Origin of the sequence: Candidatus Epulonipiscium viviparus, assembly GCF_000171335.1 — a bacterium.
Classification (GTDB): Bacteria; Bacillota; Clostridia; order Lachnospirales; family Cellulosilyticaceae; genus Epulonipiscioides; species Epulonipiscioides viviparus.
The window spans coordinates 1-13,478 of record NZ_ABEQ01000003.3 but is presented as its reverse complement, the minus strand read 5'-3'; the positions used below and the strand labels follow the sequence as shown (position 1 = coordinate 13,478).

Below are 13,478 nucleotides of genomic sequence, written 5' to 3'. Positions count from 1 at the left end.
TTTTAATGGACAAAAAAAAAGACATCCTTGTTAGGGGAGTCTTTTAAAATTTAACTTTACTTTTTTACCTTTTTAAAAAATTCTGCACCACGTTTGGCACATTCATATGCTGTCGGTTTTGCTAATGCTTCTAAACACAGATATCCATTATATCCCAATTCAGCTGCAGTTCTATATAACCCTTCCATATCCAAATGCCCCATCGATGGAGCCAATCTATTCGAATCTAAAAAATGAATATGCTTCGTTAATGAAAAACTATCTCGAAGCGCTTGCTCTATACTTACATCTTCAATATTCATATGAAATGTATCTATCATTAAATATAATGGCAGCTTATACTTATTTATAAAATCTATTCCTTCTTGCACCGAATTTATCGTATTAATTTCATATCGATTAATTGGTTCAATCAGCAACGGCATGTCTGTTGTGCTAATTAATTTTTCACAAGAATCTACAAATTTGCTATAAAAATGAGCCAATGACTCTTCTCTGGCACTGCTTCCTCTAACCAATCCCAATGATACCATTCCATCTATTGCTTCTGCAAACTTTATTATTTCACTTATTTTCTGGATGCATTTATTTCTAACAGACTTATCTTCGTCGCCTAAAAATAATCCTTGCCCTGCCAATGCCGCTGGCATCACAACGCCCACTCCCAGATCATACCTAATTAAATATTTAACAGCATCTTTTGTTGCATCACTCGTTGGGTCATCCACAAATAGATCGATTCCATCATATCCCAATTCTTTAATTGTTCTAAAATTTTCTTCTGTGGATCCCATAAATAAAATCGGTGCTGTCTTCGCTCCCTGAAAAACAGATAATGATACGGACGTTTTCACTTTTTATATCCCTCGCAATCTATTTACTTTGATAAAAATATGAMCCTTCTCCATGCTTTCTTAGGAAATGCTTATCTAATGCATAGTTTTCTAGCAAAGGTGCATTAGGATTTACTTGCTTAGTCAGTAATGCCATCTTAGATAGCTCTTCTAGGATAACACTGTTTTCTACCGCCAAACCTGCTGTTGCCCCCCAAGTAAATGGGCCATGCCCTGCAACATTCACTCCAAACACTTGCATCGGATCAATTTTTCTCTCCAAAAATGTTTCTACAACTACATTGCCAATTTCTTTTTCATACTCTCCGGCTACTTCTTCTGGAGTTAATTGCCTTGTACACGGTATCACTCCATAAAAATGATCCGCATGCGTTGTGCCAAGACATGGTATATCACATCTAGCCTGCGCAAATGCTGTTGCATAGGTTGAATGCGTATGCGCAATTGCCTTTATAGCCGGAAACTGTTTATAGATCGCCAAATGAATTTCTAAATCTACAGATGGCAACAAATCTCCTTCTATAATATTGCCCTCCAAATCAGTAACAGACATATCTTCTGCCACTAAATCATGATACTCTATTCCTCTTGGCTTAATTACAACAACACCCAGCTCTCTGTCTATAATGCTCACATTTCCCCAAGTATAAATAACTAATTTACGCGCTACTAATTCCAGATTTGCTGCAAAAACTTCTTGTTTTAAATTTTGATATTTGCTCATGATTTCCTCCAAATTTATCCAATTTATATGTCAATTATTTTATAAAAATGATTTAAAAGGTAGGTTTGGTTCGTCTGTAAATGCGTCTTCAAAACCACGTTTAAACATAAAGCGCTTCTTATCCTGATCTCTTGGATACATATAACTACCGCCAACTTGCCAAATATATACCTTAAACTGATAATCTAATCTCGGCGCTTTAAACTGGTATAAATACTCAATTTCCATTGGATCTGCTAGCATGTTGTTCCAAATATCGTGATGATACGGAATTAATACTTTTGCATTTAAACATTCTGCCATTCTTAAGCAATCCACAGAGGTCATCTTATCTGTTAGGCCTGCAGGGTTTTCGCCAAACGAAGCAAGTGCGACGTCGATTTTATGGTCCTTGCCATGTTTAAAATACATATTTGAATAATGTGAATCACCGCTATGATATAGGTTTCCACCTGGCGTTTTAATTATATAACTAACGGCACGGTCATCCATATCGGTAGGACATACTCCGCGCATATCTGCTGCCTGAAGTGGTGAAGTGATAAGCGCCGTTCTATCAAACGAATCTACTGCCACAATTTCCATATCTTTGATTTTAATCACATCTCCAGGACGCACTTCTACCAAACGCTCTTCTGGCACTCCCCAATTTCTCCAAACATCACAAGAAAATTTAGGCCCAATAAATGGCACATCATCGAAATTTTGCACTATCGCTGCCGCCACATATTGGTCTATATGATCTCTGTGCATATGAGTCGACAAAATCGCATCAACCTTTTTAATTTCAAACGGATCAATTACCATCGGCGTATATCTCGTATTTGGTTGATATGTTGGTCCTCCATTCATATGRTACATCTGGAAATCTTTACCTTGACTATACGGTTTATCCCATACGCGCTTGCCTCTTTTTCCAACACCAACCCACAAATCGATACAAATATTAGCATCTTCTGGAGTTTTTACCCATATTCCAGTACACCCTAGCCACCACATAGCAAAGTTGCCTTCTGGAACTATCGTATCTTCAATTTCTTCATTTAGCCAAGTACCCCATTCCGGAAAGCAATTTTCACGCCATAGTTGCTTCGTCACTTTTGTTAAATCACCTTTGCCWACATTATCATTAAATCCTTTTTGATCCTTTACTGCCATATTAATTATCTCCTTTATAATAATATTAGTTTRATGCTTCCAAAGTATAAATAACTAATTGCCCAATTTGACCATTTGCCTGTCTATCTGCAGACAAAATATACGCCTTATTRTCTTGTTCCCAAACCGAAAATTGTGATGTGCCACCAGCACCAATTACCGATTCCTCTATTTTGCCATCTTTATAACTAAAGCAAACTAATTCCTTAGTCCCCTGTCTCCATCCTGCAATAAATCTGTTTTCGCCGAGCAATTTTCCGCCCCAAAGTCCGTGGCCAAATTCTATTGCTTTAGTAAAGATTTTTTTCCAGCCACTTCCGTCTTTTTTGTATACGTTYAATTCATTTCCATGAAAYCCTTCTATTGTAACAATTTCGTCTTGCCCATCATTGTCAATATCTACTGTACAAGCATCGCTAATTTCTATGCTCATCATCTTTTCTACTTGCCACACATCTTCAAACTTTTCTGGAATATATATACAAAATAGCCCTTCTACACCCGTGATTAATATTACGCGCTTGCCATTATAATTCGTAGTGCAGTAGCCATGATTTTTAGTAATTCCGCCTTGCAGTACCGTAAGCTCAAACGGCTTTTCAGCGTCCTCATTTAACTTTCCAATTAAAATTTCACCTGGCTTCGACCAATCATCTTTATTTTCTTTCGACTTTGCCAGTGTCGCACCCACAAAAATTTTTTCATTCCCAACATCGATCACATCAAATCTATGCAGATATGGTATAATTTGCACTTCACTCATTTTATATTCATTATCGATTAATTTTCCATACACTACCGCACAATTTGGCGCATCAAATATCGGGTAAAATCTCTCATTAGCATAGAAGTCCCCATTATCATTTATCTGGCAAATAGTCATCGTGCCGCCATGGTTTTCGCCATCCCACAAAATTTGTTTTTTGGAGAAATCATTCGCATCAAAAGCAACTCCCGCTCCCATTGCTTCTGCTCCCCCCAAATATTTAATGGGCTTGCCATTTTTTTTGATAACACCTTGTGCATATAACTTTTCGAATTCTTCTAATACCACTTTATTAATTTTAAAAGTTGCCACAATTATTTCTCCTCATCATYATTTTTTTGCATTACCTCTATCAGATGCTCAATATGATTTTCCATATATGCTTCAGCTTGCTCTGCTTCTCTATTTTCAATAGCACCTATAATTTGGCTATGATATTTGTCTGCAATTTCCCTTATATTTCCAATTTTAGCTTGATGTGCCTTAAAAACTCCAAAAACGGCTTCAATAAAAAGTTCAAATGCTTTGTTGTGAGATGCTTTTGCAATAGTTAAGTGTAATTCCCTGTCCAATCTATATAATTCTTCTTGATCTATATTAGCTATTTTAGATCTTTGCTGATGCAGAATTTTCATATTTTCTAGTTCTATTTGTGTTGCATTGATCGCCGCAAGATAGGCTGCCTTTTTCTCTATTTCTTTTCTCAATCGCAAAAAATCGATAGCTAAATTGTCATCTAATATCATATAGATTTCCAAAACTTTAGTTAGCATATCTGGCGCTTTGTCATTTATATAATTACCTCTATTCTTGCCTTGCCTGGTAACTACAATGCCCATCTTATTTAAAGCTCCAATTGCCTCCCTCACAGAGGAACGACTCACTTCATATTCTTCTACCAATACTCTTTCGGGTTTTAGCTTATCCCCGGCTTTTAACTCTCCGTTTTTAATTTGATCCAATATGCGTTCAAACAATTGCCTGCTTATAGTTTTATTTTCTATCATAAATTTCGCATCAATTTTGTTATAAAATATTTTCCAGCCTCTTTATTATTCACATACTTTTTATGAACCAATTCTACAATCGCATCATATTTTATCAAGTTATTTTCTGAGTTCGTCTTCAAATATTCTCGCGCATCGTATATCTGTGTATCTGTCATAATGCCTGCTAATGCCAMAAATAAAGTGCTGGCTTCCTGCTCCCACTCAAACCCATCTATCAAATYCGCTTCTATCGTTTTTTGTTTCTGACGCATTGCTACCACATCTTCTTTGGTATAAATATGCTCTCTATCCAAGCCCACTCTCGCAAATTGTTCAAYCGGCGCATCATTGCTTTTCATTTCTTGTATCAGAGCATTAATCATCGTCGCTTCCAATTCTGTATCGTCGAGAGGAGCTATTTGTTCAGGATCGGCATTTAAATCCCACAATAAGTTTCCATATTGGAAAGAATTACAAAATATTGGTGCACCCAATTTGCTATCTGCAGGATATTTCATCAACTTTAGTCCCTTTGTAAAATCAAAGTCCCTAGACAATTCTCCTTTACTTAAGCAATCAATGCTAAAAAAGCCATTTCTACCTGTAGGCATCAGAGTATATTCAGAGCATGGAGTATTTCCAATATTCTGCGATGCTCTCATATAAACATGCCCCTGGTTATCCACCAAATTTATAAATGATCCATGATACCCAAATAATCCGTATTCTCTAATAGGTYTATCATTTTCTACAATTGGTAGCATAGACTTTCCTTGCATCTGCGCAGGTATATCAAGCCCAAAAAATTCTAGCAGCGTCGCAGGTATATCGATCGTTTGTGCAAGCGACTGTCTTCTCCCACTCTTTTTACAACGCGGGTCATACAAATAAAACGGCAACTGCGCTACTTCATTATAGCAAGGCATAACCGACTTTGCCCACCAATCTTTTTCGCCCACCATCAGCCCATGGTCGCAGTTCACGATAAGCATCGTATCTTTCCACATATTATGCGCATCCATAAAATCCAGTATTCTACCCAAGCTTTTATCGCACATCGTTATTAGAGATTTGTATAAATTGGCACAGTGATCCACTTGTTCTTTATTCTCTAATACAATTCCATAGGACGGCAAATTAAAAAAGTCTCCTGCGTACTCTCCTTCTTTTTCATATAAGTATTTAAATTCATCTGGCATATCAAATGGTTCGTGCGGATCAAAAGTTTCAATTTGTATAAACCAGTCATCCTCATTAATATTATCTTGCAAAAACTTCATTCCCGCATYAAACGTCGCAACTTGCGGATAATAATTCTCTTCTTTTATTTTATTATGATTTTTCCAATAATCTCTCCACCACGTGGGGTGCGTATGTTTTCTCATCGTATCTACATGAGGCGGAATTTCGGGTGCCTCTAATTTTGCTACCCAGCTATCCGATGCCTGACCTCGAAACACTTCCCACGAGCTATATCTTTTATGATACGTCGAACCGCCGTCATCAAARTARTGCATATGATCTGTAACTAGATGCGTATATATTCCATTTTTCTTTAAAATTTCTGGCATCGAAACATCAAACGGCTCTAAAGGCCCCCAAGTTCTATGCAAGAAATTATATCTTCCGGTGTGAACTTCCCTGCGTGCTGGCATACAAGGCAAGCTCCCTGCAAAAAAATTGTCAAACGTCGTTGCCTTTTTCGCCAATCTATCAAAGTTTGGTGTTTGCACATCTATATTAGCGTATGGCTTTAACATTCTACGACTCAAAGAATCAAACATAACCATTATAGCTTTCATACATATCCTCCTTTTGTTGGTCTGACCATCTCATGATATCATATACATTTATAAAATACATCCATTTTTCGCCATCTTTATTATTTTCAGCATTACTGCTATATTATATGTAATTTTTTTATATATTTCGTCTCATCCTATAATATTCATGGTAAATCTGCATGATTTTTTTATTGTATTTTCTCATTTATTTTCTCATATCGCCAATTTTTTTTTATAGCATTATTTTTTTATATACCTGCCATTCAAGAACTTCTACAAAACGATACATTGCCTACCAAAAATACGCATTAAAAAAGGGGACCTCTGTATCCCCTAATTTTTTATTCGAAAACTGCTTTGCTATAATTGCTATCATAATCTTTGATCGCTTCTTCTTGAGTTTGAAACTCTGGTGGCAAGTCTTCCCTTCTCAATCTCCAGCTATCACCAATATCTCCCATTATATTGGCCAATCTAGTTCTATACTCTTTTACTTGTGGGTAATATTTGAAATTATCTACGCAATTCATAAACTCCTTTTTTTCACGCTGATAATCAAATACCGCAAAAGGTACGTTCTCTTTCTCCACATAAAGCACGTCTTTTGTTCTAAACCCTCTTTCGGCATACGGCTTCCTATCTGGTTTATCCATTTGATCGCACAATGCTTCTGGAAGCGGTATTATCTGATAGTAAACAAAATCTCTAAAAGTTTTATCTTCTCCTGTTTGCGCCAAAGTTTTCATACTATATCCATCCATTGTTTCTGGCACCTCTAACCCACATAAATCTAATATAGTCGGTGTTATATCTATAAGCGGATCTACCAAATGGTCGATTTTAGTTTCTGGCTTTATCATATTTGGATAGCTAATTATCAGCGGAACGTGCGCTGCWGAGCTATAGAATATCGACTTTTCAAACATACCGTATTCGCCACACATATCTCCATGATCACTAGCCACTATGAAAATCGTATCGTCAAAAATCCCCTTTGCCTTTAAATGCTGCACTAATTTTCCAATTTCCGTATCTACCACTTCTACCATTCCATAATATTGCGCTATATATTTCTTAGCTTTTTCTTTTGTATCTTCTGGCACAGTATCTGGTAGCTCAATCTCAGATGCCGAATACTTATTTTTGCTTTCTTCTGGCTGCATCTCAACCGGAGGATGCGGCAACCCATAGCAAATCATTCCCATAAACGGCTTTTCTTCGCTTACTGCCCTATCTATAAAGTCGATCAACTGCTCTGTTTGGTAAATTGGTTCATATTTTTTAGACTTATATGGAGTATCGTCTTCATTTTTATAATATAAACTATCTATATAATGATGCCCTCTGCCATAGCCAATGAACTCTTCAAAGCCACACCAATATTCTTTGGGCACTCTTTCAAATTTACGCCCACCATTTAGATGCCACTTCCCCACCCAAGCTGTCTTATATCCTGCTTTGTTCATAAKTTTAGGCAAGTAATGCGGCAAATCTTTTCTCAAAGGATAATGGTTAGAATACATTCCATTTTTATGCGGATACAATCCTGTCATAATTGAAGCTCTAAACGGACAGCATAAAGGATATGACGTATATGCTTCATCAAAGTTAGCCCCAGCTGCAGCTAATGCATCTAAGTTCGGAGTGCTAGCAACTTTATTGCCATTACATCCCAGTGCATCATATCTTAGTTGATCCGGATATACAAAAATAACATTTGGTTTCTTCATATTTTTCCTCCATTTATTGGTGTTTTTTTTACTTAAACCGATTATACCTTCAATTTATTTGTTGAGTCAAGATTTTTTTCTTACGCACGATAGATCTTTTTGCTATTGATTAAATATTGCTTTTGCATTTTTAGCGATATTCTTTGTCTCATACGCATCCAATGTTCCTCCTATAATACTTGTCACACCCGGAATCACTTTTCCAATGTTGAGTATATTTTTTTCTCCAAGTTGAATTGCAAACTTAGTCCCCACTATTTGGTTTAACTTCATTAATATTATTCCTGGAATTTTTTCAACCATGCTATCCGTAAGCTTTCCAGTTAACTTAATTCCTACTGTTTTTAATGCCTCATTTGCAGAAGAACCCAATAGGCATACGTATATCAAAGATCTTACTCCATCATCTTTTATGTTAAATCCCCTTATATATGCAATGGCCGCTATCATTCTCATTTGTATATACATAACGCCAACTATATTTGCAGGTATTGTTATCGGCATTGTTATCGCACCTCCCAATCCTGTTAATACTCCGTTAGTGCCACATTTAATCACTTGATGCTTTATCAATTTTGCAATGACTTTTTCTTTATTCAAACTCTTGGCCACATTTCCTTCATTTTGATGATTTTGGATATATCGGTTAGCCAACTCTTCTATCGATTTACTAATTCCTGGAATTCCGTTAATTGCCCTCTCATAACAAATATCCATTATTTTCAACACCTTAGTTGCATCCATCGGCTCTTCCGTTGACTTTTCGATTGACTCTCCCGCTTGTATTGCAGCTAAAATTTCTGTCACTTTTAATATTTTTGCTTCATCCATTAGTTCGTCAGCCTGCATTGCTCCTAAAATTTTTGTCATTTTCAATATTTGTGTTTCATCGATTTGTTCATCTTCATATATCGTACACATCAGATCGGTCACTCTTGACATCTTTGCTTCATCGATTTGCTCTTCTAGATTCATTGCACCCAAAAGATCTACCACTTTCGACATCCTATTTTCATTAATTTTTTCATTCACATCCACTGCGTATCATCACCTCTACTTTTTTATATGCATTACTTAAGGGGAACGACCACGCATCGCCCCCCTCCTAATATTGTATCTATCCTTTACTTTTTGTCTGCTCCTATTATTTTAATTCTGACAGCTTCTTCCATTGGCAACCCTGTATCATAATTCAATTGACGAGCCTCATACATCTCACTTTCTTCTCGTTGCCTCACATATCCTGCATTTCTAAATGATGGAGCCTTATCTGTCCTCCACGGTCTCATTGCCCAGTGGTATCCTCTATACAAATCTCTCGTTCTATCCATCTCTGCAAGCAAAATATCATGAAGTCTTTCTCTTTCTTCTTTATAGTTAAGATCGTTAATTGCATTATGGATTTCTTCCGGATCTACTTGCAGATCATAAAACTCATCTGTATCCAATAAATTAATTACCAACTTATATCTTCCATCAAATGCGCATCGCATCGGCTGAAATCCACCATTGCCATCCTGTATAAGCTCATATCTGGTAAACTCAGAAAATACTACATCATTAACCTTTGAAACTCCATCCTTAATCTGCTGCAACATACTTTTGCCCTCAAGAATATTTGGAATTTCAACATTCATATAATCCAACACTGTTGGCACAATATCTAAATGCGTCGCAGGTGCGTCTATTACTCCTTCTGCTCCACCCTTTATTATCAGAGGAATATTTAGCACCTCTTTATATGCGCAACAATTTTTTGAGTTTAGTTTATGATTAAATAGCATATCTCCATGATCTGCTGTATAGATGATGATTGCATCAGGGCACTTTTCATCAATTGCGTCTAATACACGCCCTATTTCATCATCTACAAACGAATTGCATCCCAAAAATAATGCCAAATCAGCCGTTGCTTTATTTAGCTCATCAACCGACTTGCCTATATTTTTGCCAGACCACAATCTTTGCTGTAAAGGCTTCGCATCGAGATCATCTTTATAGTTTTCGCTATAAGGCATCTTGTATCCTTCATACATCCTATTATATGGACTAGGGCAAATACACGGACCATGCGGCTCATCATATGAAAGCGTTAAAAAGAAATCTTCGTCCTTATAATTTTCAATAAAATCTATGGTGCGATTTGAGCATCGATTAGCAAAAGTCATCTCTCGTGTCCAATCTGCATCAAACGATGTATTCGATTTACGCGAACGTCGTCTTTGCTCATCCGTTAATTCTTCCAAATATAGCTTCATGTCATACCAATACTCTTTGTCAAATCCATCTGGGCAAACTCCGGTGCCAAAATAATCTCCGCCATCAACATGCCACTTACCAATATACCCGCAGTGAATTCCATTATCAGATAAACGTTGCCCAATAGTTATTACATTATCTCCAATCGGGTAACTGTTTGTTACGAGTCCATTTGAGTGTGGCATCAAGCCCGTAAATATTGTACCTCTAGCAGTGCACACACTGGTGACGCAGTTTGCGCATTAGTATATCTAAGCCCGCCACTTGCTAATTTATCAATATTCGGAGTTTTCATATCTACATTTCCATAACAGCCTAGCATATCAGTTCTTTGTGTATCCACCATAATTAAGATAACTTGTTTTTTCACTCATTAACACTCCTTTTTATTATTCTTTTTACAATCACGACGGTCGGCACAATAATCGCCAGTGTAACAAAGACGCTTCCAACAGGTGACCCCATATACGCATCTACAAAAGACCCGTTATACGCAATCATAGATTTTCTAAAGTACGTTTCCACTATATCTCCCAAAGTAAAGCCCATTATCATCGGCGCCAGCGGAATTTTATTTTTCGCACAGAACATTCCAAAAACCGCAAGCCCCAGCATGATATATACATTAAAAGTAGTAGTGTTAATTACATATGTTCCTATTACGCAAAATACGGCAATAATTGGAAATAATATATATTTGGGTACTGTAATCACCATCGCAAAATACTTAATCAGCACTATTTGTGATAAAAACATAAATATATTAGCAATAATCAAAGCAATAACAATACTATTTAAAAGATGCGGTTGCTCCTTCAAAACAAGAGGCCCGATGCTTACTCCATGCACCAAGAACGCACTCATAATCAATGCCACCGGAGCGCTCCCTGGAACTCCCAATGCAATGGCCGGAATTAGCGCCCCTCCCGATACCGCATTCTTGGCCGTCTCTGGTGCGATAATCCCCTCTGGGCAACCCTGACCAAACTTAGTTTTATCTTTTGAAGCCATCTTTGCTCTTGCATAAGCCATAATTGACGCAGTCCCGCCACCTAGCCCCGGCAAAATTCCTAATACCACTCCCATAACAGCAGAAATTATCATGTTTGGAATATAAAGCAATGACTCTTTTAACGCTACTATAAATTGTGCAAAACTAAAATCTGCGCTTCCACCTTTTTTGGGTATCAAATTTTTATTCGTACTAGAAATAATTTCGGATAACGCAAAGATTCCTATAATAACAACAATGATATCAATTCCTGCTGCCAAATTTATTGATCCAAAAGTGTATCGCGTCACAGATCCAATCGAATCAGTGCCAATCATTGCCAAAAAAACTCCTATTAATGTTGCAATAAATCCATTGATTAAGTCTCCATCAATTAATGCCGAAATCAGTGCAAGCGATAGAATTGCGGCCCCAAAATATTCCCACGGACCGAAGCTTAAGGCAAAAGAAGCGAGCCATCCTGTCAGTAGCGCTAATATAATTGTTGAAATAATTCCCCCAACAAAAGAAGCTATTATAGCCAAGCTCAATGCGCGCATACTTTCTCCACGCTTTGCCATGGGATAGCCATCAAATGTGGTTGTCACAACCGCCGCCGTACCTGGAATATTCAGCAAAATCGCAGAGATAGATCCACCAGATAAACCGCCACAATATACCGCTATCAAAAACGCAATGGCAGGTATCATCTCCATATTATAGGTCAATGGTAAGGCAAGTGCGAGCGCCATAATCGTGTTTAGTCCTGGTATCGCGCCAAACACTATTCCCATTATAACGCCCAAAAGAAGCTGCAGTAAAATCATAATATCTGCAAATATTAATAAAACCTCCATAAAACTCATACTATTCCTCCCTTACTATATACCCAGAAATCCCACTGGCAACACTATGCTTGCAAGCTGCGTAAAAAATAAAAATATTAAAATTGACAATACAGTAGAAAATATCACCGTTTGAATATAAAATTTTTTTGGAACCGTCTCACTAGAACATCTCAGATAAATTATTGTCGCAGTTAAAAATATAGCAGTTGCAATAATAAAGCCCAATATCTCCAAAACAGAAACATATATTATCAACGATACTAAAAATACAAGTGCTCTCCCTTTTAATATATCAACTAGTACTATATTGATTTTCTGTTTATTAATACCTAACGCTATAATTGCCTTCAGCGCGAGTAATGCAGCTATTGCCATGAGGATAAAATTGGGAATTCCATAAGCTCCGACATACGGGTCAATGCTTCCTGCGTTTACATCTGTTGCAATAGTTGCTGATAGCTCTTTTATCGCATTAAGCGAATCTTCCATCACCTTTTGATATTCATCGGGTCCAATATGGCTCGTTAAATATCCCATCGCAGTCATAGTGTTTTGAAAATCTACATCTTCAGTTACTTTTTTTATAGCATCAGATATAATTTCTAAAATTTCTTTTGGGGTTCCGGGAGGTGCCCAAATCCCAAATGTCAGCTCATAACTTTCTTCGATACCAAGTTCTTCAAATGTTGGAACATCTGGCATGCTTTTCACTCGTTCCTCTGCAAATACGCCCAAACACCTAAAATCTCCCGAATCTATATATTGCGTATTTTGTGAAACTGCCACGACATATGTATCCACTCGTCCACTCAATAACTCTGGTTGCGGTGGCTGATCTCCTCCTACAATAACTTTTTTGAAGCTTACATTTTCCGCATGCTCTATAGCTAAAATTGCGTAGTGATTCATGGTAGCAGTTAAAATACCCATTACAATTTCGTTTGGGTTATTGCGTGCGGCTTCAATTAAGTCTTCATAAGTTTGGTATGGCGAATCGGCGCGAACATAAAGACCTATCTGAGACGTTGTATATTGGCCTGCCATCTCATAATCCATCGCAGATCTTTTAAAAATTCCCATTTCAGACGAAACATTAAACCCATTCCCTGCAGCCATAAGCGTGTATCCATCTGGTTTCGCATTAAACAATTCCTCAGCGCCAATCGCGCCAGATGAGCCTGTAACATTTTTTACTATAAAAGATATATCCGGAAAATATTCTTCCAATTCTTTTACCAATGTTCTTGACGAAATATCTATTCCACCGCCTGCGTTAAACGGGACTATCATTGTTATATCTTTTTCTGGATATGTAGAATACTCATTTCCATAAATCGATGGCAACATAAAAATAAATGACAAAATTATAAGCAAC

11 protein-coding genes and 1 pseudogene are annotated in these 13,478 nt (G+C 37.1%); all 12 read right to left on the bottom strand.

Annotation, left to right across the window (positions count from 1 at the left end; all coding sequences use genetic code 11):
- Positions 1-56: 56 nt before the first annotated feature.
- A complete protein-coding gene (locus EPU_RS12485) occupies positions 57-854 on the bottom strand; it encodes a sugar phosphate isomerase/epimerase family protein (RefSeq protein WP_010165837.1) in 798 nt (265 codons plus the stop codon).
- Positions 855-873: 19 nt separating this feature from the next.
- The gene (gene araD, locus EPU_RS00765; protein ID WP_010165836.1) at positions 874-1,578 is read right to left on the bottom strand and encodes an L-ribulose-5-phosphate 4-epimerase AraD; all 705 of its coding nucleotides are present in this window, start codon (positions 1,576-1,578) and stop codon (positions 874-876) included.
- Between the two features lie 39 nt (positions 1,579-1,617).
- On the bottom strand, positions 1,618-2,736 hold the full coding sequence (ulaG, locus tag EPU_RS00760; protein WP_044149137.1) for an L-ascorbate 6-phosphate lactonase: 1,119 nt from the start codon (positions 2,734-2,736) through the stop codon (positions 1,618-1,620).
- Positions 2,737-2,761: 25 nt separating this feature from the next.
- Positions 2,762-3,814: a hypothetical protein gene (locus EPU_RS11015; protein WP_052296434.1), complete on the bottom strand. Its 1,053-nt coding sequence runs from the start codon at positions 3,812-3,814 to the stop codon at positions 2,762-2,764.
- A 2-nt stretch (positions 3,815-3,816) separates the two neighbouring features.
- A complete protein-coding gene (locus tag EPU_RS11010; RefSeq protein ID WP_052296433.1) occupies positions 3,817-4,509 on the bottom strand; it encodes a FadR/GntR family transcriptional regulator in 693 nt (230 codons plus the stop codon).
- The gene (locus EPU_RS11005) at positions 4,506-6,293 is read right to left on the bottom strand and encodes a sulfatase (RefSeq protein ID WP_083792512.1); all 1,788 of its coding nucleotides are present in this window, start codon (positions 6,291-6,293) and stop codon (positions 4,506-4,508) included. Before EPU_RS11005 ends, EPU_RS11010 begins: the two co-directional genes overlap by 4 nt.
- Before the next feature lie 323 nt (positions 6,294-6,616).
- Entirely contained in the window at positions 6,617-8,005 is a 1,389-nt protein-coding gene (locus EPU_RS00740; RefSeq protein WP_029487734.1) for a sulfatase family protein, read from the bottom strand.
- A 102-nt stretch (positions 8,006-8,107) separates the two neighbouring features.
- Complete coding sequence (locus EPU_RS00735) at positions 8,108-9,043, bottom strand: EcsC family protein (RefSeq protein ID WP_010165830.1); 936 nt, start codon at positions 9,041-9,043, stop codon at positions 8,108-8,110.
- 86 nt (positions 9,044-9,129) lie between these two features.
- Positions 9,130-9,693 (bottom strand): sulfatase/phosphatase domain-containing protein, encoded by a 564-nt coding sequence (locus EPU_RS14515; protein WP_334290631.1) that lies wholly within the window; start codon positions 9,691-9,693, stop codon positions 9,130-9,132.
- A pseudogene (locus EPU_RS14510) lies at positions 9,694-10,586 on the bottom strand (sulfatase-like hydrolase/transferase); the annotation flags it as partial.
- Positions 10,587-10,630: 44 nt separating this feature from the next.
- Complete coding sequence (locus EPU_RS00725) at positions 10,631-12,121, bottom strand: tripartite tricarboxylate transporter permease (RefSeq protein WP_010165829.1); 1,491 nt, start codon at positions 12,119-12,121, stop codon at positions 10,631-10,633.
- Positions 12,122-12,136: 15 nt separating this feature from the next.
- A partial coding sequence (locus EPU_RS10995) for a tripartite tricarboxylate transporter substrate-binding protein (RefSeq protein ID WP_044149135.1) occupies positions 12,137-13,478 on the bottom strand: 1,342 nt, incomplete at its 5' end.

Coding starts and splice junctions, on each gene's coding strand:
- EPU_RS00725 (WP_010165829.1), bottom strand. CDS start 12,121: ATGAGTTTTATGGAGGTTTTATTAATATTTGCAGATATTATGATTTTA.